This is a genomic window from Shewanella jiangmenensis (assembly GCF_018596335.1).
In the GTDB taxonomy this organism is placed as follows: Bacteria; Pseudomonadota; Gammaproteobacteria; order Enterobacterales; family Shewanellaceae; genus Shewanella; species Shewanella jiangmenensis.
In genome coordinates, this window is record NZ_JAHEPS010000003.1 from 419,909 (window position 1) to 441,464 (window position 21,556).

The window sequence follows — 21,556 nt, forward strand, 5'->3', positions numbered from 1 at the left end:
ATGATAGGGTTAAACTGACAGGTGAACAAGATTCAATAATGGATGTATAGACATCCGGAAGTCTTGATGTATGATCTGGGAGGATCCAACGATGAAGAAATGGTTATTGCGGGCAGCGTTGCCTATGGCGGCTATGGTCGGTGCGGCGGGTTTGGTTGGCTGTACCTCGACTGAAAACAACGTCGAAATCAACGGTAGTGTCTGGTTTCGCGAGCGTCTGGCGCTTCCGCCTGAATCTGTGCTGACAGTACAGGTGCAGGATGTGTCCCGTATGGATGTGGCCGCCGAGGTGCTGGGCGAAATGACGGTCTCGGTGCAGTCAGTGCCCAAGGACTTCAGCTTCGTGTTCAAGCGCGACCAGTTCAAGCCCGGCCACACCTATGCGGTGGGCGCGCGCATCCGCCAGGGCGATAAGCTGCTGTTTATCAATACCCAAAGCTACACAGTGGATCTCAATCAGCCCACCGGTATGTCGGTGATGCTGGAGAAGGTTGGCCGCTGAGATTGCCCTGACCGGCATACGCGGCCTTAGGTTTAGTGCGTTTATGTGACTGACGAGGCGATGTATGCCGGTTAAGATCCCCGACAACCTGCCAGCGGCAGAAATTCTGTCGGCTGAAAATATCTTTGTGATGTCCGAGACCCGGGCGGCCCATCAGGACATACGTCCGATGAAGGTGCTTATCCTCAATCTGATGCCCAACAAGATTGAGACCGAGACCCAGCTGCTGCGCCTCCTTGGCAACACGCCGTTGCAGGTGGATGTGGATTTGCTGCGCATTCACGATAAAGAGTCGCGCCACACATCCCTTGACCACATGAACACTTTTTACCGTGATTTTGAGGATGTGCGTCATAAAAACTATGACGGCCTTATCATCACAGGTGCGCCGCTGGGGCAGCTTGATTTTGAAGATGTCACTTACTGGGACCATATCCGCGAAATCATCGACTGGTCGCAGCAGCATGTGACGTCGGTGCTGTTTTTGTGTTGGGCGGCCCATGCGGGTTTGTATCATCTGTATGGCCTTAAGCGTGAGCTGTTAAAGACCAAGCGCTCCGGCGTGTTTGTGCATCGCCGCTCCTGCGACCATCATCCGCTTTTGCGTGGTTTTGATGATGAGTTTTTTGCGCCCCATTCGCGCTACGCCGAAATTCCGGTGGCCAGTCTGCATGCGCACCCTGCGCTTAAAGTGCTGGCCGAATCGGACGAGGCGGGTGCCTATCTGGTGCTGAGCCGCGATAATCGCAACCTGTTTGTGATTGGTCATCCCGAGTATCAAAAATCTACCCTGAGCGATGAATATCACCGCGATCTGAACGCGGGCATCAATCCTGACGTGCCGAAAAACTACTTCCGTAACGACGACCCGACCCAGGCGCCGGTGGCGCGCTGGCACGGCCACGGCAGTTTGCTGGTCAGCAACTGGCTTAACTATTACGTGTATCAGTTAACGCCATACGACTTGTCGGACATGAGCGCCATCACCCCATGGGAAGCGTCAAAAGGCGCTGATTGCTGATAGCCTTTGTGAAGTTACTTCACCTGCAGCATTAAGCGAGCCTGTAAGGCCGGATAACCCGGCCTTTTTGCTGTCTGTTTTGCCGCTCTTTTTCCCTTAATTTTATGCAGAAGTGGCAAGCGTTTTTTCCTGCTGTAAATCCCCACTGACATACTCCCGCCAAGAAAAAGCACCACCTTAGACCAATTTCCACTTGCTTTACGTTCGCGTAAACGTCACATTCAATGCAATCGGTCGCAAATGCGACAGCTATCACATTTGAAAACGGCATCATGCCGTGACACAGCAACAAAGTGGAGTCAGAAATGAGCGTATCGGATATCGTCATTGTCGCAGCCAAACGTACCGCCATGGGTGGATTTCAGGGCAGTTTGGCCGACGTGCCATCCCCTAAATTGGCCGCGACTGCCGTTAAGGCGTTGCTGGATGACACCGGCCTGGATGGCGCCAAGGTTGACGAGCTTTTGATGGGCTGCGTGCTGCCCGCGGGCCTCGGTCAGGCGCCAGCGCGTCAGGCCGCACTGGGCGCGGGTCTGCCATTGTCTGTGGGTGCCACCACGGTCAACAAGGTGTGTGGCTCTGGCATGAAAACCGTGATGCTGGCCCACGACCTTATCAAGGCAGGCAGCGCCAAAGTCGTGATTGCCGGTGGTATGGAAAGCATGAGTCAGGCGCCATACCTGCTCGATAAAGCCCGTGGCGGCATGCGCATGGGCCATGGCAAGGTGCTGGACCATATGTTCCTCGATGGTTTGGAAGATGCGTACACCGGCGGTGCCATGGGCACCTTCGCCCAGAAAACCGCCGATGAATACGGTCTGACCCGCGGATCCATGGACGCCTTTGCCTTAAGCTCACTGGAAAAAGCCAACGCCGCGATTAACTCCGGCGCCTTTGAAGCCGAAATCGTGCCTGTAACTGTGTCCAGCCGCAAAGGCGATGTGGAAGTCAAAGTTGACGAGCAGCCAGGCAACGCCCGCCCCGAAAAAATTCCGGCGCTTAAACCCGCTTTTGCCAAAGACGGCACCATCACAGCCGCCAACTCATCCTCTATCTCTGATGGCGCCGCCGCGCTGATGCTGATGAGCCGCGATGAGGCCGAGGCGCTCGGTCTGACCGTGCTTGCCACCATCAAGGGCCATGCAACCCATGCTCAGGAGCCGGCGCTCTTTACCACAGCGCCCGTGGGCGCGATGCAAAAGCTGCTCTCAAATGTGGGCTGGAGCAAGGACGAGGTGGATTTGTTTGAAATCAACGAAGCCTTCGCCATGGTGACTATGCTCGCCATCAGCGAGCTTAAGCTTGATGCGGCCAAGGTGAACGTGAATGGCGGCGCCTGCGCGCTTGGTCATCCGATTGGCTGCTCCGGCGCCCGGGTGCTGGTGACGCTCATTCACGCGCTCAAGGCTCGCGGTCTTAAGCGCGGCGTGGCCTCTTTGTGTATCGGCGGCGGCGAAGCCACTGCCATGGCCATCGAAGTCTGATTTGCCAAGACCTTACAAGCAACAAGACACCATCAGGAACGACTCAAGGCGCGGCCAAACACAACACCAATAAGGCTGCGCCGCCTCTGACTCTCAAAAGGAAGCGACATGACCACACAAGTTAAGCATTACATCGACGGTGAGTTCACCACAGGGAAGGGCGAGCGCGTTATTACGGTAACCAATCCGGCCAATAACCTGCCGATCGCCGAGGTGCGCTGCGCCAGCGACGACGAAGTGCATGGCGCCATCGCCAGTGCCAAGGCGGCGTTCCAGAGCTGGAAAGAAGTGCCTGTGTCTGAGCGTGCGCGGGTGATGCTGCGCTATCAGGCGCTGCTTAAAGAGCACCACGATGAGCTGGCCACCATTCTTGCCAAAGAAACCGGCAAGACCTTCGAAGATGCCAAGGGCGATGTGTGGCGCGGCATTGAAGTGGCCGAGCATGCCTGCAATATCGCCTCACTGCTGATGGGCGAAACCGTTGAAAACGTCGCCCGTAAAATCGATACCTATTCCTACACTCAGCCGCTGGGCGTGTGCGCGGGTATTACCCCATTTAACTTCCCGGCGATGATCCCGCTGTGGATGTTCCCGCTCGCCATCGCCTGCGGTAACACCTTTGTACTTAAGCCATCAGAGCAGGACCCCATGACACCGCAGCGTCTGGCCGAGCTGTTTGAACAGGCCGGTGCCCCCAAGGGCGTGCTGCAGGTAGTGCATGGCGACAAGAGTGCCGTGGACATTTTGCTGACCCATCCCGATATCAAGGCTATCTCCTTTGTGGGCTCGGTGGGCGTGGGTCAGTATGTTTACAAGACAGGTACCGATAACCTCAAGCGGGTGCAGGCCTTTGCCGGCGCCAAGAACCACTGCGTGATTATGCCCGATGCCAACAAGCAGCAGGTGATCAATAACCTCGTGGGCGCTTCTGTGGGCGCTGCCGGTCAGCGCTGTATGGCGATTTCGGTCGCCGTGTTTGTGGGCGCCGCCAAAGAGTGGATCCCCGAGCTTAAAGAGGCGCTTGCCAAGGTGCGTCCGGGTCTGTGGGACGATAAAGAAGCTGGTTACGGCCCGCTTATCAGCCCGGCTGCCAAGGCGCGGGTGCTTAAACTTATCGCCCAGGGTAAGGCCGAAGGCGCCGAGTGTTTGCTGGATGGCTCCGATTTTACCGTTGCAGGTTATGAGTCCGGCAACTGGGTTGGCCCGACCATGTTCGACAAGGTCACCACCGACATGAGCATCTACAAAGAAGAAATTTTTGGCCCAGTGCTGTGCTGCATGGAAGTGGATGAGCTGGAAGATGCCATTGAGCTGGTGAACAAGTCACCCTACGGCAACGGCACTTCCATCTTTACCGCCAGCGGCGCCGCCGCCCGTAAATATCAGCACGAAATCGAAGTAGGCCAGGTGGGTATCAACGTGCCTATCCCTGTGCCGCTGCCATTTTTCTCCTTCACCGGCTGGAAGGGCAGCTTCTATGGCGATCAGCACGCCTACGGCAAGCAGGCTATCCGCTTCTTTACCGAGACCAAGACCATCACCTGTCGTTGGTTTGAAGACGATATCCCCCATGGCCCCAACATGACCATCGCCCTGCGCTGATGGTCGGATAGCCGAGAACAAGACAACAAGACCGCAACTTAAAAACAGGCAGGCCGGCGTTATCGCCGGCCATCACATGAAGTGACCCCAGAGTCACGGGAGCAGTCAAGATGGATTTTAATTTAAACGAAGATCAACGCCAGTTTGCCGAACTTGCCCGCCAGTTCGCCGCTGATGAACTCACCCCCTTCGCCGCCAAATGGGACGAAGAACATCATTTCCCGAAAGACGTTATTCAAAAGGCCGGTGAACTCGGTTTTTGCTCACTCTATTCCCCCGAATCTGAAGGCGGCATGGGTTTGTCACGGCTCGACTCTTCCATCATTTTTGAAGAGCTGTCCAAGGGCTGTACCGCCACCACCGCCATGCTGACCATTCACAATATGGCCACCTGGATGGTGACGACCTGGGGCACTGAGGCACTTCGCGCCGAGTGGTCCGAGGCCTTGACCACAGGTGCCAAGCTTGCCTCTTACTGCCTCACCGAACCCGGCGCCGGCAGTGATGCCGCGTCGCTTACCACCAAGGCGGTGCGTGAGGGTAACGAGTATGTGATTAACGGCAGCAAGATGTTTATCTCTGGCGCCGGTGCCACCGAGCTTTTGGTGGTGATGTGCCGCACCGGCGAAGCCGGTCCCAAGGGCATTTCGGCGATAGTTATTCCGGCAGATGCCGACGGGGTGATTTACGGCAAGGCCGAAGACAAGATGGGCTGGAATGCCCAGCCAACCCGCCTTATCACCTTTGAAAACGTGCGGGTGCCGGTAGAAAACCTGCTGGGTGAAGAAGGCCAGGGCTTTACCTTCGCCATGAAGGGCCTGGATGGCGGCCGTATCAATATCGCCACCTGCTCTGTGGGCACGGCTCAGGCCGCCCTTGAGCGTTCAATTGCCTATATGAACGAGCGTAAGCAGTTTGGAAAACCTCTTGCCGCGTTCCAGGCGCTGCAGTTCAAACTTGCCGACATGGCCACTGAGCTTGTCGCCGCCCGTCAGATGGTGCGCCTGGCTGCGTTTAAACTCGACAATAATGACCCTGAAGCCACCGCTTACTGCGCCATGGCCAAGCGTTTTGCCACCGACGTGGGCTTTGCGGTATGTGATGCTGCGCTGCAGCTTCATGGCGGCTATGGCTATATCCGCGAGTATCCGCTGGAGCGCCATTTCCGTGATGTGCGGGTACATCAAATTCTGGAAGGTACCAACGAGATCATGCGTCTTATTATCTCCCGTCGCCTGCTGGACGAAAATGCCCACGCCATTCTCTGATTGGCCTGTGACTTTGATTGAATAAAGACGTCGACAGAATAAGGAATTACAGCCATGGCTTTTTTGATTGAACGTATCGAAGGCAACACTGCCATTCTCACCATCAGCAACCCGCCGGCCAACACCTGGACCCGCGAGAGTCTCAATGAGCTAAAGGAAAAGGTACTCGAGCTCAATGACAACAGCGAAATTTATGCGCTGGTGCTGACCGGTGAAGGGGAGAAGTTTTTCTCCGCCGGCGCCGACTTAAAACTCTTTGCTGATGGTGATAAAGGCAACGCGGCCACCATGGCCAAGGCCTTCGGTGAGGCGTTTGAAACTTTAAGCGCGTTTCGCGGTGTGTCAATTGCTGCCATCAACGGCTACGCCATGGGCGGTGGCCTCGAAGTGGCGCTCGCCTGTGATATCCGCATCGCTGAAATTCAGGCGGTGATGGCACTGCCGGAAGCAACAGTGGGCCTGTTACCCTGCGCCGGTGGTACTCAAAACCTTACCGCGCTGGTGGGCGAGGGCTGGGCGAAACGCATGATCCTCTGCGGCGAGCGTATCGATGCCACCAAGGCGCTCAATCTTGGACTCGTTGAAGAAGTGGTCGAAAAAGGCGAAGCGCTCAACGCTGCGATTGCGCTCGCGGCCAAAGTTGCCAAGCAGAGCCCTTCTGCCGTGGCGGTATGTAAAAAGCTGATTCAGAGCGGTCGCAGTATGCCACGCACCCAGGCGCTGCCCATAGAGCGCGAGCTCTTTATCGGGCTTTTTGATACCGAAGATCAGGCCGAGGGCGTTAATGCCTTCCTCGAAAAACGTGCCGCCGTGTGGAAAAACCGCTGAGGCCTTGCCTTTGGCATGACTGCAAGCAAGGAGTGAGCATGACGCAAAAAGTGATATTTCAAACCCTTGGCACCGCCTCTGGGATGCAGATTGGTGTCGCGACCCTCAACGTGGAAGCGGCGCTGAATGCGCTTGATCTGGACATGGTGCGGGCGCTCAGCGCTCAGCTTAAGGCTTGGCAGACGGATGATGAGATTGCGCTGGTGCTGCTCGACGGCGCCGGTGAGAAGGCCTTCTGCGCCGGGGGCGATGTACGTGCCCTGTATCAGGCGAGCAAAGATGCGCCGGGCAATATCGATACCCTGGCCAAGGTGTTTTTTGAAGAAGAATACCGCCTTGACTATCTTATCCATGAATTCGGCAAGCCCTTTATGGTGTGGGGCGATGGCATAGTGATGGGCGGCGGCCTTGGGCTCATGGCCGGTGCCAGTCACCGCATCGCCACCGAGCGCTCCCGCATTGCCATGCCGGAAATTACCATCGGGCTTTACCCCGACGTGGGCGGCACCTACTTTTTAGGCCATATGCCTGAAAAGATTGGCCTCTTTTTGGGGCTTACCGCATTTCAGATGAATGGCGCCGACGCGCTTTTTGCCGGCACGGCCAATTATCTTCTTGGCAGCGATGATAAAGAGCCGCTTTTGGATGCGATTGCCGAGGTGAGCTGGGATAAGGATGCCGCCGCCAACCATCGCCGTTTGTCGGCGCTGCTGGAAACGCGCCCGACGCCGTCACAGGATAGCTTTCTTGCAAGCCATCAGGACGAGATTGCCAGGCTCTGTGAAGGGGAGTTGACCGAGATTGCCGCGCGCTTTGCCGCGCTCGACGTTGAGGCAAAACCCGAGTTTAAACGCCCCCGCGACACCTTCCTCGCCGGCAGCCCATTGAGCGCCCATATCATTTGGCATCAGGCGATAGTCGGCGATGAATTTTCCCTCGACAGCTGCTTTTTGTGGGAGCTTGGCGTGAGCGTGAATTGCTGCGCCCACGGCGACTTTGTTGAAGGGGTGCGGGCGCTCTTGATTGATAAAGACCGTAATCCCAAATGGCAATTTGCCGATGTGGCAGCGGTGCCCGATGACGTGGTGCGCCGCCTGCTGACCTCCCCCTGGCAGGGGCAGCCCCATCCGCTTGCGGATCTGTAAGCCCGGCGGGCAGTAACTATCCCAATTTCAAGGAGTGAGTGTATGGCAAAGGTAGCGTTTATCGGACTTGGCAATATGGGTGGCCCCATGGCGGCCAACCTTATCAAGGCCGGACATGAAGTAAAGGTATTCGATTTAAATCCCGCCGCCGTTGATGCGCTCAAAGCGCAGGGCGCGGGCAGCGGTGATTCGGCGCAGCAAATAGCCGCCGACGCGGATTTTGTGGTGAGCATGCTGCCGGCAGGCAAGCATGTGCGTGGTCTCTATTTGGGCACAGAGTCAGCTAAAGGATTGATTGAGGTGGTGAAAGCAGGCTGTGTCTTGATAGACTGCTCAACCATTGATGCCGCCAGCGCCCGTGTTGTGGCCGAGGCGGCTGCCGCCAAGGGGCTCGAGTTTATCGATGCGCCGGTTTCCGGCGGCACCGCAGGCGCTGCGGCTGGCACCCTGACCTTTATCTGCGGCGGCACCGACGGCGCGTTTGAGGCGGCCAAAGTGGTGCTCGCCAATATGGGCGCCAATATTTTCCACGCCGGTGGCCCGGGCGCAGGCCAGGTGGCCAAAATCTGCAATAACATGCTGTTGTCGGTACTGATGGTGGGCACCAGCGAGGCGCTGTCCCTTGGGATTGACCACGGTCTTGACCCCAAGGTGCTGTCGGACATCATGAAGGTGTCGAGTGGTGGCAACTGGACGCTGGAAAAATACAACCCCTGCCCGGGGGTGATGGACAACGCGCCCTCATCCAAGGGCTACCAGGGCGGCTTTATGGTCGACCTGATGGTGAAAGATTTGGGCTTGTCACAGGAAGCGGCGCTTGGCAGCCAGTCGAGCACGCCCATGGGCGCACTGGCGCGAAGCCTGTATGTGTCCCACGCCCGCGCCGGCAACGGCAAGCGCGACTTTTCGAGCATTTTTGAACACTTTGCCAAAGGCGAGTGAGCCTAAGGATACAAGATGGAATTACAGGATAAGGTAGTGGTAATCACCGGCGGCGCCGGTGGGTTGGGGCTGGCTATGGCCAAAGACTTCGCCGCCCACGGCGCCAAGCTTGCGCTGATTGACGTGGATCAGGAGCGACTGGAGCGTGCCTGCGCCGATATCGGCGATGCCACCGAAGTGCAGGGCTATGCGCTGGACATCACAGACGAAGAAGACGTGGTGGCCGGTTTTCGCTATATCCTTGAAGATTTTGGTGCCGTCCATGTGCTGGTAAACAACGCCGGCATTCTGCGCGATGGCCTGCTGGTCAAGGCCAAAGACGGTGTGGTCACCGACCGCATGTCGCTTGCGCAGTTCCAGTCGGTTATCAACGTTAACCTCACAGGTACTTTCCTTTGCGGCCGTGAAGCTGCTGCCGCCATGATTGAATCCGGCGAGGGCGGGGTGATTGTCAATATCTCCAGCCTCGCGCGCTCCGGCAACATGGGCCAAAGCAACTATGCCGCCTCCAAGGCCGGTGTGGCCACCATGGCGGTGGGCTGGGCCAAAGAGCTTGCCCGCTACAATATCCGCGCTGCTGCGGTTGCGCCCGGTGTGATTGCCACCGAGATGACAGCAGGCATGAAACCCGAGGCACTTGAGCGTCTGGAGAAGCTGGTGCCGGTTGGCCGCCTTGGTCAGGCCGAGGAGATAGCCTCTACCGTACGTTTTATTATCGAGAACGATTATGTAAACGGGCGGGTATTCGAAATAGACGGCGGACTTCGCTTCTAAATCCTTGAACACCCGCAGTTTATGCGGGTGTATTCATTTTTTGTCATACTTTATTTTTGGTGTTGGCGTTGACATCATCCGATGGGCGCTCAACAATGCTGGCGCAAATTAGCCAGAAAATTGCTTTATAAAGCAACACGAAAGCCAGGTTTGGCCGTGTTATGACCAAGCAAAGGTTTATCGATGTCACGGTTTGAACGCTATACCCGCAAGATGTTGCTCTGGGTTGGATTACTCGGGGTGGCCATTATTTATGGTGGCTTTTTGTACCTGTTTTTTAAGGGGGCCGATACCCGGGCCATTCCCTGGTACTTTTTGCTGTCGCCCTGGGTGTGTGTGTATTTTGGTCTGACCGATAGCCAGCAAGCCGATGTAGGTCGCTGGTTTATAAATAAGTTTCGATTTTTTAAATAGTCATTCGCAGCGCACCTCTTTGCCTGCGGATGCGCTTGGGGAAGCGCTCGCCTGTCGGCGACGCTGGGGGATGTACAGATGAAGCTCGCACTTGGGCTACTGCTGTCAATGACAGGTACGCTGCTGCTCCTGGGGTGCAAGCCCGCGACGGAGCTGCCTGCGCCTGCCCCTGAGCCCGAGCCGCAGGACGTGGTGGCCAAGCGCTATGGCAGCTGGGCATCGCCGCTCAGCGCCGCCGAGGTGTACAGCAGCTCAGATGAACTGTTGGAGCTACGCGCCGTTGGCGATGGCATTTACTTCTCGCTGTTTGATGGCAAGAGCGGCCACACTACTATTTCGCGGCTTGAACACGATGGCAGTATCACCCCCGTTGTGCCTGTGGGCTTTGATGTCGGCAGCCGCATTCACGAATATGGCGGCGGCGATTTTCTCGGCATAGGTCAGAGCCTGTTTGCCACCCGCAAGAGCGACCAGCTGTTTTACCGCTTTGCCCCCAATCAGGAGCCGCTGGCGCTGACGCCAAACGGCACCCGCCATGGCGACTGTATTTCCTACCCCAAGGGTTCACGCATCATCTGTGTGCGCGAAGACCATCGCGCCGCGCCCGAGTCCAAAGCAAGCCTGGTGACCATTAACCTCAACTTTGCCGGCGAGGGCGACACCTTTGTCGCCGGACACGATTTTATCAGCTCTCCTGCCATCAACGCCGACAACACCCAGCTTGCCTGGCTAACCTGGGAGCATCCGGCCATGCCCTGGGATAACACCCGTCTGTGGCTTGGCGAGCTTGACCGCAAAGGGCGGCTCAATGGCAGCCGCATTGTGGCGGGCAGTGAAGGCAATGTCTCCATTACTGAGCCCATGTTTGGCCCCGATGGGCGGCTGTATTTTATTGCCGACTATGACGATTGGTGGAATCTCTATCGCCTCGGCGCAGACGGTAAACCCGAGCTCCTTTACCGCCGTGCGGCGGATTTTTCATCGCCAGCCTGGCGTATGGGTGAGCGCAGTTACGCCTTTGAAGATGATGGCCATATCATCGCAAGCTATATAGACAACGGCGAAGCTGGCCTGGTGCGGCTTAACCTTGAAACCGGCGCAGCCGAAGAAATCGCGGTGGACTTTGGCGATATCAAGCAGCTCACCCGTGGTCGCGACGGGGTGTATTTTATTGGCCGCAAGGTTACCACAGAGAAAGGCATTTACCGTGTCAGCGGCCGCGGGGTGGCCTTGGTGTTTGCGCCGACCTTGCCAAATCTTGACCCAAGGTTTATCTCCCGCGCGCAGAGCATCAGTTTTCGCACCGAAGACAATATGCGCGCCTGGGGCTATTTTTATTGGCCCAAGAACCCCCATTTCACCGGTCTTGCCGAGAGCCGCCCGCCGCTGTTGGTGAAACTGCACGGCGGCCCCACCGCCAAGGCAAGCCTTGCCTATCGCAGCGATATTCAATACTGGACCAGTCGCGGTTTTGCGGTGCTTGATCTTAATTTTCGTGGCAGCAGCGGCTTTGGCCGGGCTTATCGGCAGTCACTTTACGGCAATTGGGGCAAGTCCGATGTTGAAGATGCCATCAACGCCGCTCGGTTTCTGGTGGAAAAAGGCTGGGTCGATGGCGGGCAAATGGCCATCAGTGGCAGCAGTGCCGGTGGTCTGACTGTGCTGTCGGCGCTGGCTAAGGATAACACCTTCAAAGCCGGGGTCAGCCGGGCGGGGATCAGCGATCTGGAGCGGCTGTCGGGCGAAACCCACAAGTTTGAAAAGAGTTATCTTGATCAGCTGATAGGCCCGATAGCAACCCACAGGGAGCTTTATCGGGCGCGCTCGCCGATAAATAAGCTCGAGCGGCTCGATAAACCCATGCTGCTGCTTCAGGGCATGAAAGATACCGTGGTCGCCCCTAATCAAACCCTGACAATTTATCAGGCGCTGGTAAACAAACAGGTGCCGGTGGCACTGCTGACCTTCGCCGATGAAAACCACAACCGCTGGAAAGATGGCAACCTTATCAAGGCGCTGGAATACGAGCTGGGGTTTTATGGTCAGGTGTTTGGCTTTACCCCGGCCGATCCGGTTCCGGCGCTGAATTTACAGGCAAAGGAGCCTGTGCCGGTAAGCCCTTAAGCGGCGGTTAAGTTAATTTATTTAACGCCTTTCTCTCAGTCCGTCCCGATGCCTGTCCCTGCGCAATGCCCGGTCTACGAATTGTCTGCTGTGTTGTCTGCTGTGTTGTCTGTAGCGAGTGACGCCAGTATTGGGCACTGACTCTGCTCGCCGCCCTGACACTCAGCGACCAGCGCCGCCAGTTGCCGTTGCAGCGCCTGCATGCGGCTGATTTTATCTTCAAGGGTGCCAAGGTGCATTTGCGCCAGCGCGCGGACATCACCGGCGGCGCGGCCGGGATTTTGCTGCAGCGCCAGTAAGCTTCGGCACTCTTCAATCGAAAACCCCATCTCGCGGCATTGATGTACAAAGCGCAGGCTCTCAAGGGCAGCCTTGTCATACACCCGATAACCGTTCTCGCCCCGTTTGGCGCTGACAAGGTTAATGTCGTGGTAATAACGAATACTCTTAACGCTAAGCCCGGTGACACGGGCCACATCGCCAATTTTCATCGCCTGTCCCTCTGGAATATTTAAACGTAGAAGATTTAAACGCTGCCGTATTTTTACGCTTGACTCTCCTGTTACTGGAGACTTTAACCTGAAGGCAATTCGAATTCATCTGTGAATTTCGGTAGGAATATCCACCCGGGGCAAGCGTGCCCAAGGAGCCAATATGAACAGCGTACAATTCAGCGTACCCGGTATGACATGTGGCGGCTGCGGCAGAAAAATCACAGCACTGCTCGCCACCGATGGCTGGGAGATACGCACTGACCCGGCAAGTAAGCTGCTTGAAATCCGTGCCGATACTGCCATTGATGTGGCCGAGGTGCTGGCAAAACTGGACGCAGGCGGTTATCCCGCCACGCTCACGCAGGATGGCACCAATGAAAGCGCCGCTTCACATCAAGGCACAGCTACCAGCACTGACATAGCCCCACAAGATCTATCCCTCTCTTCACATCAATCCCGGGCAACGCCTGCGCTGAAATTCAGTGTGCCGGGTATGAGCTGTGCAAGCTGCGTGGCCAAAATTGAAGGGGCGATTCGCGCCGTTGGCGGTGAAGGGCGGGTGGACTTGTCCCGCAAGCAGGTGAGAGTAAAGGGATTGTCAGTCGATGCAACACTTGCTGCGCTGAGTAGTGTCGGTTATCCCGGCGAGCTCATCTCGTCAACGTCCAAACCTGCGGGCGATGACCATCAGCATTTTCGTAAAAGGCTGTGGCAGGCGGCGGTGGGGCTTGGGCTTGGGATCCCCTTGATGATGTGGGGGCTTTTTGGCGGCGAGATGATGGTAAACGACACCACCCGCCATGGCTGGGCTGTGGTTGGCGCGCTCTCAGGCCTTGTGATGCTGTTTACCGGCGGCCATTTTTACCTTGGGTTCTGGCGCTCGCTCAAGGCCAGAAGCGCGACCATGGATACCCTGATTGCCCTTGGCACAGGCACGGCCTGGCTCTATTCCATGGCGCTGGTGCTGCTGCCTGAGGCGTTTCCTGAGGGGAGCCGCCATGTGTACTTTGAGGCGGGCGTGATGATCCTCGGGCTTATCAACCTTGGGCATGCGCTCGAGGCGCGGGCGCGGGGCAAAACCAGCGAGGCGCTCGATAAGCTGCTCGGGCTTAAAACCGATGAGGCGCTTAGAGTGGAAGAGGGCACCGAGCGCTGGGTGAAAGTCGATGAGATTGAACTCAATGACCGTATCCGCGTGCGCCCGGGTGACAGAATTGCGCTTGATGGCAAGGTGATTGAAGGCGAGTCGTTGATTGATGAGTCTATGCTATCAGGCGAGCCGCTGCCGGTGGCCAAGGCGACAGGGGAGAGCGTGTTTGCCGGTACTGTCAATGGCAATGGCAGTCTGGTAATCGAAGTCACCGCCGTGGCCGATGACAGCAGATTGTCGAAAATCATCGCGCTGGTGGAAGAGGCGCAAAGCTCAAAACTGCCCATAGGCCGACTAACGGACGCTATTTCGGCGGTGTTTGTGCCCGTGGTGGTGGCGATTGCCATTATTGCCGCGCTGGTATGGTACTTTGCCGGGCCAGCCCCCGCGCTCGCACACGCCATGGTGGTGCTGACCACAGTGCTGATTATTGCCTGTCCCTGTGCCCTTGGGCTTGCCACGCCGATGTCGATTATGGTCGGGGTGGGCCGCGCCGCCTCCATGGGGATCCTGGTTAAAAACGGCGAAGCGCTTGAGCGCGCGAGTAAAATCACCACAGTGGTGCTCGATAAAACCGGCACCCTGACGCTGGGGAAGCCCTCGGTGCGTAAAACACACTGGCTTAACGGTGATGAAGCCGCCGCCCGGCTTGCCACAGCGAGCCTTGAGCGCCAGAGCAGCCATCCATTGTCGGCGGCGCTGGCGGCGTTGTCGGATGCGCCGTCACTTGCGGTGAGCGAGTTTCAGAATCTGCCCGGCGAAGGATTAGTGGGCAGGGTTAGCGGCAAGGATGGCAGTCATGAGTGGCATATCGGCAACCCAAGGCTGATGGCGCGCCTTGGCTTGGCTCAAGAACTTAAAGCGCTAGAGGCCGAGCTTGATGCCCTTGCCATCGAGGCGCTTACGCCGGTGCTGGTCGCCAAAGACAGAACACTTGTCGCCATCCTCGGTGTGGGTGACCCGCTAAGGGCCGATGCCAAAGCGGCCATGACGCGCCTTAAGGCCCAGGGTAAGCGATTGGTGCTGCTCTCTGGCGATAACCAACATACCGCCGAGGCGGTTGGCCGTGCGCTGGGTATCGATGAAGTGATTGCCGGAGTCATGCCCGATGAAAAGCATCAGCACATTGCCCGCCTTAAAGCGTCCGGCGAGGTGGTGGCCATGGTGGGCGATGGCATTAACGATGCTCCGGCACTTGCCGAAGCCGATGTGGGGATAGCCATGGGCACGGGAACAGATGTCGCCATCGAGAGCGCGTCTTTGACCCTGCTGTCACCGAGACTCGAATCCCTTGCCGATGCGTTTGCACTGTCAAACGCCACCCTTGGCAATATCCGCCAAAACCTCTTTGGCGCCTTTATTTACAATGTGCTCGGCATTCCGGTGGCGGCGGGCGTGCTTTATCCGGCGTTTGGACTGCTGCTAAGCCCCGTGCTTGCCGGCGCCGCGATGGCGGCGTCATCGCTGACCGTGGTGACCAACGCCAACCGGCTTAAAACCCTGAAATTCGAAGACTGACTGTGCGTGTGATGACTCAAACTGCGTTGCAATGCATGGCCGCGCTGTTGGTATCTGTGGGTAGCCTTTGATGACGAGCCCTGTGATTAACCTCCTTGTTATCAACTTCCTTGTTATTCTTAGCGGCGCTGCTATCGGCGTGTGGCTGGCACGCCACCCACGCCTTCAGAGCCCCCTACCGCGGGCGGCGCTGCTTGCAAGCTTTCCGCTTTACCATGTGTTGTTTGCGCTGCTTGCCTTTCATGGAACGTCGGAGATTACCCGTTTGCAGCAAGACCTGCTGCATGAACTTGTGGCAATGGCAGGGTTTTGGCTGCTGGCATGGGAGTCGCTGCGACATCGGGCTGTTTTGCCCGCGGCGCTGTTAGCCCATGGGCTTTACGACGGATTGTTGGCAAGCGCGGCCGCGCCCTGGTGGTGGGCGGGGTTTTGCGGCGCAGTGGATATCACTCTGGCGCTCTTGTGGTGGGCGCAGGCAACGCGGCGCCATCTGCTGGATGGATAAAACTCAGGCGCTGTCGCTGATTTGGATCTGCTGCGCCAATTTAACCGAGCGGCAAATAAAAGATGTGCTGTGGACCTGCGCTGCCACCCAAATAGTGGCTGTTGCTGTCGATAAAGTTGCTCTTCAGGTAAAGGTCCCGCGCCAAGGTATTGTTAAGATTGACCGTCAGCACCAGGCGCTGAAACTGCGGATAGCGCGTTTGAACAAAGGTTGGCAATGCCTTAAGCGCCGCCTTGCCAAAGCCCTTGCCCTGATGGCGCACGTCAATCAAAAACGCCCGAAAACCGAGGTCGGACGCGTTCGCAAATTCGTGTTCGCGGTCATATTCTTTATCAAGGAGAAAAAAGCCGACCACTTCAGCACTGGCATCGGCGGCACTGGAGTTGGTGGTGGCATCGGCGCTGGCATCAGCGGCGGTATTGCCTGTGTCGTCTTGGTTGACATCCGGATGATGCCACACCAGCACTGGCACTATGGCGCCGCCGGCGATGGCGAGGATTTCATCCATGGTGCCGACAAAGCGCAATTGCTCCGGGGCAACTTCCAGTAACTGGGCGAGTGCGCGGGTGGATTCAGTCATCTTTTCCAGTCGGATCATTTGCTTCTCCTTATTTGCGCGCCGCTTTTTATGTTTACCCAGCTGTTTTTTATTTCTACCCAGTTATTTTTACCCCGCTATTTTGGCGGTTTTTGGCATGCGGCCGCAAGTCGGTTGATAATTCACGCAGGGGTGCTATAGTACGCCGCTTTATCAGAGGGTAGGCTTAGTCTTGCCCTGCGCAATTTTTGCCCGGGCTTTCGCCCTTGGGCCCACAGACAAACGGAAACCAGCCCGTGATCACTACCGCCAATATCACCATGCAGTTCGGCGCCAAGCCACTGTTTGAAAACATCTCCGTCAAGTTCGGTGACGGCAACCGCTACGGCCTTATCGGCGCCAACGGTTGCGGTAAATCCACCTTTATGAAGATCCTCTCCGGTGAGCTGGAGCCTTCCGGTGGTAACGTCCACCTCGATCCCAACGAGCGTCTGGGTAAACTGAATCAGGATCAGTTCGCCTATGAAGAGTTCAGCGTGATTGATACCGTGATCATGGGTCACAAAGAGCTGTGGGCGGTAAAGCAAGAGCGCGATCGCATCTACTCTTTGCCTGAAATGAGCGAAGATGACGGCATCAAAGTAGCCGAGCTTGAGATGGAATTTGCCGAAATGGACGGTTACACCGCCGAAAGCCGCGCCGGTGAGCTGCTTCTGGGCGTAGGTATTCCGCTCGAGCAACATTTTGGCCCCATGAGCCAGGTCGCCCCCGGCTGGAAACTGCGGGTGCTGCTGGCTCAGGCGCTGTTCTCCAACCCGGACGTGCTGCTGCTTGACGAACCAACAAACAACCTGGATATCGACACCATCCGTTGGTTGCAGGAAACCCTGAACCAGCGCGATTCGACCATGATCATCATCTCCCACGACCGTTACTTCTTGAACTCGGTCTGTACCCACATGGCGGATCTGGACTACGGTGAGCTGCGCGTGTATCCGGGCAACTACGATGAATACATGATGGCCGCAAGCCAGGCACGCGAGCGCCTTTTGGCCGATAACGCCAAGAAGAAGGCGCAGATTGCCGAGCTGCAAACCTTCGTGGCGCGCTTCTCTGCCAACGCTTCCAAGGCCAAGCAGGCCACTTCCCGCGCCAAGCAAATTGAGAAAATCAAGCTGGACGAAGTCAAGGCTTCCAGCCGCGTGAACCCTTACATCCGTTTCGAGCAGGACAAGAAACTGTTCCGTAACGCGCTGATTGTTGAGAATCTGGCCAAGGGTTACGACGACAAACCGCTGTTCAAGGGCGTAAACCTGATTGCCGAAGTGGGCGAGCGTATCGCTATCCTCGGTGAGAACGGCGCCGGTAAAACCACCCTGGTGCGTACCCTTATCCATGAACTGCCGCAGGATGCCGGTAACATTCAATGGTCTGAAAACGCCAGCATTGGCTATTACGCCCAGGATCATGCCAGCGATTTCGAAAACGATTTGAACCTGTTCGACTGGATGAGCCAGTGGCGCCGTGAAGGCGATGACGATCAGGCCGTACGCTCAGTGCTCGGCCGGATGCTGTTTGGTGCCGATGACATCAAAAAGTCGGTCAAGGTACTGTCAGGTGGTGAGCAGGGCCGCATGCTGTTTGGCAAGCTGATGCTGCAAAAGCCGAACATTCTGGTGATGGACGAGCCGACCAACCACCTGGACATGGAATCCATTGAGTCGCTGAACAACGCGCTGGAAAACTACGAAGGCACCCTGATGTTCGTCTCGCACGACCGTGCCTTTGTAAGCTCCCTTGCCAACCGCATCATCGAAATCACCGCCAAGGGCGTGGTGGATTTCAAAGGAACCTACGAAGAGTTCCTGCGAAGCAAAGGTGTTGAAGAGTAATAGCACCTTGCAGCTCAAAGCCGGCCTCAGTGCCGGCTTTTTTGTGGCCGTTTTTCGGCTTTCAGTTTCAGGCGAGTGGCTCAGGTGAAAGGCGCAGGCAACAAGCTCCGCTGGCTTGCGTCAATCCCTATCGGCGCCGGGTATTTGCGGGAATTTTCATCAAACCCTTGTACTTAGGCCGGATATGCCATTAACTGGAGACTGTTTCAATTGTCGCCGCTACCAAGCCTGAATGGTCCCCAAGGAGAGAGTCATGGCCAAAAATCCCGTATCCTGGTTTGAAATCTACGTTAACGACATGGCCCGCGCCCGCAGTTTCTACGAGCAGGTGTTTGCCGTCAGCCTCGAGAAACTTGATATGCCAGCCGAGGATAATTTTCAGATGTGGTTTTTCCCGTCCGAGATGAGTCAATACGGCAGCAGCGGCGCGCTGGTACATATGCCTGGGTTTGCGGCCGGCGGCAACAGCACGCTGGTTTATTTTGGCTGTGACGACTGCGCGGTCGAAGAGTCGCGGATTGAAGGCGCCGGCGGAGTGGTACACCGCAGCAAAATGTCCATCGGTCAGTACGGTTTTATTACCCTCGCGATAGACACCGAAGGCAATATGATAGGGCTGCACTCGCTCAAATAAGCGTCCGGAATGCGGCGCTGTCAGCCGCAATCTACCCGCAATCTACCCAAGAAAACGTCAGTGGACCCCTTGCGCCGCTGACGGTATGAATTCAGGGGCAACAATGCCCGGGAGTGCCCATGACCCAGGCTAACTCAGCGCAGGCAACCAATTCCGTACTCCTGCTGTTTGCCCATCCCGGGCAAAGCGGCTCCGAAGTTTGCCTGCCCATGTATCGCATCGCCTGCGATACGCCGGGGGTGACCTGCGTGGATTTATACGCCGAATATCCCACCTTCAATATCGATATTCAGGCCGAGCAGCAGCGACTGCTGGCCCATAAGGTGCTGATTTTCCTGTTTCCACTTTTTTGGTACTCGACACCATCGCTGCTTAAAGAGTGGCAGGATCTGGTGCTTGAATACAATTTTGCCTACGGCAGCAAGGGCGACAAGCTGCACGGAAAACCCTTTTTGTGTGCCTTGAGCGCCGGTGGCAGTGAGGCGTCCTACAGCCCTGCGGGGTACAACCACTTCGGTCTCAGAACCTTGCTCTCACCACTTGAGCAAACCGCCGCGCTCACGGGCATGGACTATTTGCCGCCGTTTGCGCTCTTTGGGGCCCGCTCAGCCGCAGAGGAGGGGCGCCTCGCGCCACATCTCGAGCGTTGGCAGCGGCTGCTTGATGCTCTGGTGGCAGGCACAGCGCCTAACCCACGCACCTCGCTCCCGAATGACAGGGCGTCGCTGGTGAATGACTGGGAGTTGCTCTTCAATGACAAAGCGGCGCTGATGAATGATTGGGAGGGGCTGGCATGACCGACATTTTTTTGCAGGCCTTTGTCTATCTGCTCGCCGCAGTGCTGGCGGTGCCCCTTGCCAAGCGTCTGGGCCTTGGCTCAGTGCTTGGGTATTTGGTGGCTGGTGTTGCTATCGGGCCGCTGCTGGGACTGGTCGGGCAGGAAACCCAAAGTATTCAGCATTTTGCAGAATTTGGTGTGGTGCTGATGCTGTTTCTGGTCGGGCTTGAGCTTGATGCCAAGCAGCTGTGGCAGATGCGTCAGCGGCTGTTGGGATTGGGCGGCCTGCAGGTGCTGCTGACAACGGCGGCGGTGGCGGGGCTTGCATTTGCGCTTGGTCAGCCATGGCAGATAGCGCTGGCGCTTGGCATGATCCTCGCCATGTCGTCCACCGCCATCGTGCTGCAATCGCTCAATGAAAAGGGCCTTGCCAAAACCGAAGGTGGCCGCAGCGGCTTTTCGGTGCTGCTGTTTCAGGATATTGCGGTTATTCCAATCCTTGCGATTTTGCCGCTGCTTGCCGTGGGCGCGCCTGCAACCGAGGCAAGCCATGACGAGATGTCGCTGGTGGCAGGATTACCCGGTTGGGCCAATGCGCTGGTGGTGCTTGGCGCCATTGCCTCTGTGGTGTTTGGCGGCAGGTTTCTCACAAGGCCGCTGTTTGGCTATGTGGCCCGCTCGGGGCTTAGGGAAGTCTTTACCGCCTCGGCCTTGATGCTGGTGATTGGCATTGCGGCGCTGATGAGCCTCGTTGGGCTATCACCGGCGCTCGGCACCTTTTTGGCCGGTGTGGTGCTTGCCAGCAGCGAGTTTCGCCATGAGCTTGAATCTACTATCGAGCCCTTCAAGGGCCTTTTGCTTGGGCTCTTTTTTATCACAGTGGGAGCAGGCATCGACTTTGCCATGCTGCTGTCACAGTTTGCGCTGGTGCTTGGGCTTGCCCTTGGGGTGATGCTGATAAAGGCGCTGGTGCTGTTGCTTTTGGCACGGCTGTTTCATCTGTCCGGCTCGGATAAATGGCTGTTTGCGCTGTCGCTGGCGCAGGCGGGGGAATTTGGCTTTGTGCTCCTTGGCTACAGTCAGCAGCAGGGCGTGCTTGGCAGTGAGCTTGGCGCGCTGCTCTCCATGGTGGTTGCCATCAGCATGTTTTTAACCCCCGGGCTTTTTATCCTGTTTGAGCGGGTGATTTTGCCAAGGGTGACCCGCAGCGCCAATGCCCGCGAGACTGACACCATAGACGAGCAGGGGCCGGTGATCATCGCCGGTATCGGCCGCTTTGGGCAGATAGTCAATCGGCTCCTCAGAGCCAACGGGGTGCAGACCGTGGTACTCGACCGGGAATATGCCCAGGTTGAGCGGCTTCGCGAAATTGAAATGAAAAGCTTTTTTGGCGATGTGACTAACCCGGAGCTGTTACACACCGCCGGCATCGCCTCGGCCAAGATGCTGGTGGTTGCCATCGACGATGTCGACGGCGCCACCGCGCTGGTGCGCCATGTGCGGCAACATTATCCGCAGGTGGCGATTCTGGCGCGGGCATTTGACAGAGGCCATACCTATGCGCTCACCGACGCCGGCGCCGATTGGGTGGTGAGTGAGTCTTTTCACTCGGCACTGACTCTGGGCGGCGAGGCCCTTACTCGGCTTGGTATGCATCCCTTTGCCGCCGAGCAGCGAAAAACCGCCATGTTGGAGCGTGAAAAGGCACATGCCGATGAGCTGTATCAGGCCTGGCGTGAGGTGCGGGATAATTCCGACCGGCGCAAGCGCTACCTTGAGCTCTTTATGAAGCTTGAAGCGGCGCTTAAAGATGATATGGGCAAAGATAGAATGGCCGGTCACAGCCGCAGCCTGAGCGGCTGGACGCCACCACCGCGGGGCTATGAAAAGGCGCTGGCAGCGGATGAAGAGCAGACCCCGCCAAGCTCGCCTGCATAGTAAAA

19 protein-coding genes are annotated in these 21,556 nt (G+C 57.1%); 17 read left to right on the plus strand and 2 right to left on the minus strand.

Translation table 11 applies throughout. The features are described from left to right. The first annotated feature begins 91 nt into the window (after positions 1 to 91). The 11 genes from KJI95_RS10580 to KJI95_RS10630 all read left to right on the plus strand — a co-directional run bounded on the left by KJI95_RS10580 (position 92) and on the right by KJI95_RS10630 (position 12,104). Positions 92 to 502, plus strand: a complete 411-nt coding sequence (locus KJI95_RS10580) for a YbaY family lipoprotein (protein ID WP_214507157.1) — start codon at positions 92 to 94, stop codon at positions 500 to 502. Between the two features lie 64 nt (positions 503 to 566). Beyond that, positions 567 to 1,523 carry a homoserine O-acetyltransferase MetA gene (gene metA / locus KJI95_RS10585; RefSeq protein ID WP_214507158.1) on the plus strand — a complete coding sequence of 319 codons (957 nt, stop codon included), beginning with the start codon at positions 567 to 569 and terminating at the stop codon, positions 1,521 to 1,523. A gap of 305 nt (positions 1,524 to 1,828) precedes the next feature. Then, positions 1,829 to 3,007, plus strand: coding sequence for a thiolase family protein (locus KJI95_RS10590; RefSeq protein WP_214507159.1), 1,179 nt, complete (start codon positions 1,829 to 1,831; stop codon positions 3,005 to 3,007). A 108-nt stretch (positions 3,008 to 3,115) separates the two neighbouring features. Beyond that, positions 3,116 to 4,609: a CoA-acylating methylmalonate-semialdehyde dehydrogenase gene (locus KJI95_RS10595; RefSeq protein ID WP_214507160.1), complete on the plus strand. Its 1,494-nt coding sequence runs from the start codon at positions 3,116 to 3,118 to the stop codon at positions 4,607 to 4,609. 110 nt (positions 4,610 to 4,719) lie between these two features. Then, positions 4,720 to 5,877, plus strand: coding sequence for an acyl-CoA dehydrogenase family protein (locus KJI95_RS10600; RefSeq protein WP_214507161.1), 1,158 nt, complete (start codon positions 4,720 to 4,722; stop codon positions 5,875 to 5,877). 54 nt (positions 5,878 to 5,931) lie between these two features. Beyond that, complete coding sequence (locus tag KJI95_RS10605) at positions 5,932 to 6,705, plus strand: enoyl-CoA hydratase (protein ID WP_214507162.1); 774 nt, start codon at positions 5,932 to 5,934, stop codon at positions 6,703 to 6,705. Positions 6,706 to 6,743: 38 nt separating this feature from the next. After that, a complete protein-coding gene (locus tag KJI95_RS10610) occupies positions 6,744 to 7,850 on the plus strand; it encodes an enoyl-CoA hydratase/isomerase family protein (RefSeq protein WP_214507163.1) in 1,107 nt (368 codons plus the stop codon). A gap of 42 nt (positions 7,851 to 7,892) precedes the next feature. Further along, positions 7,893 to 8,792: a 3-hydroxyisobutyrate dehydrogenase gene (gene mmsB, locus KJI95_RS10615; RefSeq protein ID WP_214507164.1), complete on the plus strand. Its 900-nt coding sequence runs from the start codon at positions 7,893 to 7,895 to the stop codon at positions 8,790 to 8,792. Positions 8,793 to 8,807: 15 nt separating this feature from the next. Further along, positions 8,808 to 9,566, plus strand: a complete 759-nt coding sequence (locus KJI95_RS10620; protein ID WP_214507165.1) for an SDR family oxidoreductase — start codon at positions 8,808 to 8,810, stop codon at positions 9,564 to 9,566. Between the two features lie 183 nt (positions 9,567 to 9,749). Continuing rightward, entirely contained in the window at positions 9,750 to 9,980 is a 231-nt protein-coding gene (locus KJI95_RS10625; RefSeq protein WP_214507166.1) for a hypothetical protein, read from the plus strand. Between the two features lie 78 nt (positions 9,981 to 10,058). Next, complete coding sequence (locus tag KJI95_RS10630) at positions 10,059 to 12,104, plus strand: S9 family peptidase (protein ID WP_214507167.1); 2,046 nt, start codon at positions 10,059 to 10,061, stop codon at positions 12,102 to 12,104. Between the two features lie 74 nt (positions 12,105 to 12,178). Here the strand turns inward: KJI95_RS10630 and KJI95_RS10635 are convergent, their stop codons facing one another. Then, positions 12,179 to 12,595, minus strand: coding sequence for a MerR family DNA-binding protein (locus tag KJI95_RS10635; protein ID WP_214507168.1), 417 nt, complete (start codon positions 12,593 to 12,595; stop codon positions 12,179 to 12,181). A 163-nt stretch (positions 12,596 to 12,758) separates the two neighbouring features. Between KJI95_RS10635 and KJI95_RS10640 the strand changes: the two genes are divergently transcribed. Further along, complete coding sequence (locus tag KJI95_RS10640) at positions 12,759 to 15,266, plus strand: heavy metal translocating P-type ATPase (protein ID WP_349356728.1); 2,508 nt, start codon at positions 12,759 to 12,761, stop codon at positions 15,264 to 15,266. A gap of 70 nt (positions 15,267 to 15,336) precedes the next feature. Next, on the plus strand, positions 15,337 to 15,771 hold the full coding sequence (locus tag KJI95_RS10645; RefSeq protein ID WP_214507169.1) for a hypothetical protein: 435 nt from the start codon (positions 15,337 to 15,339) through the stop codon (positions 15,769 to 15,771). A gap of 40 nt (positions 15,772 to 15,811) precedes the next feature. Here KJI95_RS10645 and KJI95_RS10650 read toward each other — a convergent pair whose 3' ends face one another. Beyond that, positions 15,812 to 16,369, minus strand: a complete 558-nt coding sequence (locus tag KJI95_RS10650) for a GNAT family N-acetyltransferase (protein WP_214507170.1) — start codon at positions 16,367 to 16,369, stop codon at positions 15,812 to 15,814. A 236-nt stretch (positions 16,370 to 16,605) separates the two neighbouring features. Between KJI95_RS10650 and KJI95_RS10655 the strand changes: the two genes are divergently transcribed. From KJI95_RS10655 to KJI95_RS10670, 4 genes are all read left to right on the plus strand, one after another. Next, a complete protein-coding gene (locus KJI95_RS10655; RefSeq protein ID WP_214507171.1) occupies positions 16,606 to 18,201 on the plus strand; it encodes an ABC-F family ATPase in 1,596 nt (531 codons plus the stop codon). Between the two features lie 253 nt (positions 18,202 to 18,454). Continuing rightward, positions 18,455 to 18,835 (plus strand): VOC family protein, encoded by a 381-nt coding sequence (locus KJI95_RS10660; RefSeq protein WP_214507172.1) that lies wholly within the window; start codon positions 18,455 to 18,457, stop codon positions 18,833 to 18,835. 119 nt (positions 18,836 to 18,954) lie between these two features. Further along, on the plus strand, positions 18,955 to 19,632 hold the full coding sequence (locus KJI95_RS10665; protein ID WP_214507173.1) for an NAD(P)H-dependent oxidoreductase: 678 nt from the start codon (positions 18,955 to 18,957) through the stop codon (positions 19,630 to 19,632). Further along, a complete protein-coding gene (locus KJI95_RS10670) occupies positions 19,629 to 21,551 on the plus strand; it encodes a monovalent cation:proton antiporter-2 (CPA2) family protein (RefSeq protein WP_214507174.1) in 1,923 nt (640 codons plus the stop codon). Before KJI95_RS10665 ends, KJI95_RS10670 begins: the two co-directional genes overlap by 4 nt. The last annotated feature ends 5 nt before the right edge of the window (positions 21,552 to 21,556 follow it).

What these genes read in the sequence shown, in the direction of transcription:
- KJI95_RS10580 (WP_214507157.1), top strand. Translation starts at nt 92, where the DNA reads ATGAAGAAATGGTTATTGCGGGCAGCGTTGCCTATGGCGGCTATGGTC.
- metA (WP_214507158.1), top strand. Translation starts at nt 567, where the DNA reads ATGCCGGTTAAGATCCCCGACAACCTGCCAGCGGCAGAAATTCTGTCG.
- KJI95_RS10590 (WP_214507159.1), top strand. Translation starts at nt 1,829, where the DNA reads ATGAGCGTATCGGATATCGTCATTGTCGCAGCCAAACGTACCGCCATG.
- KJI95_RS10595 (WP_214507160.1), top strand. Translation starts at nt 3,116, where the DNA reads ATGACCACACAAGTTAAGCATTACATCGACGGTGAGTTCACCACAGGG.
- KJI95_RS10600 (WP_214507161.1), top strand. Translation starts at nt 4,720, where the DNA reads ATGGATTTTAATTTAAACGAAGATCAACGCCAGTTTGCCGAACTTGCC.
- KJI95_RS10605 (WP_214507162.1), top strand. Translation starts at nt 5,932, where the DNA reads ATGGCTTTTTTGATTGAACGTATCGAAGGCAACACTGCCATTCTCACC.
- KJI95_RS10610 (WP_214507163.1), top strand. Translation starts at nt 6,744, where the DNA reads ATGACGCAAAAAGTGATATTTCAAACCCTTGGCACCGCCTCTGGGATG.
- mmsB (WP_214507164.1), top strand. Translation starts at nt 7,893, where the DNA reads ATGGCAAAGGTAGCGTTTATCGGACTTGGCAATATGGGTGGCCCCATG.
- KJI95_RS10620 (WP_214507165.1), top strand. Translation starts at nt 8,808, where the DNA reads ATGGAATTACAGGATAAGGTAGTGGTAATCACCGGCGGCGCCGGTGGG.
- KJI95_RS10625 (WP_214507166.1), top strand. Translation starts at nt 9,750, where the DNA reads ATGTCACGGTTTGAACGCTATACCCGCAAGATGTTGCTCTGGGTTGGA.
- KJI95_RS10630 (WP_214507167.1), top strand. Translation starts at nt 10,059, where the DNA reads ATGAAGCTCGCACTTGGGCTACTGCTGTCAATGACAGGTACGCTGCTG.
- KJI95_RS10635 (WP_214507168.1), bottom strand. Translation starts at nt 12,595, where the DNA reads ATGAAAATTGGCGATGTGGCCCGTGTCACCGGGCTTAGCGTTAAGAGT.
- KJI95_RS10640 (WP_349356728.1), top strand. Translation starts at nt 12,759, where the DNA reads ATGAACAGCGTACAATTCAGCGTACCCGGTATGACATGTGGCGGCTGC.
- KJI95_RS10645 (WP_214507169.1), top strand. Translation starts at nt 15,337, where the DNA reads ATGACGAGCCCTGTGATTAACCTCCTTGTTATCAACTTCCTTGTTATT.
- KJI95_RS10650 (WP_214507170.1), bottom strand. Translation starts at nt 16,369, where the DNA reads ATGATCCGACTGGAAAAGATGACTGAATCCACCCGCGCACTCGCCCAG.
- KJI95_RS10660 (WP_214507172.1), top strand. Translation starts at nt 18,455, where the DNA reads ATGGCCAAAAATCCCGTATCCTGGTTTGAAATCTACGTTAACGACATG.
- KJI95_RS10665 (WP_214507173.1), top strand. Translation starts at nt 18,955, where the DNA reads ATGACCCAGGCTAACTCAGCGCAGGCAACCAATTCCGTACTCCTGCTG.
- KJI95_RS10670 (WP_214507174.1), top strand. Translation starts at nt 19,629, where the DNA reads ATGACCGACATTTTTTTGCAGGCCTTTGTCTATCTGCTCGCCGCAGTG.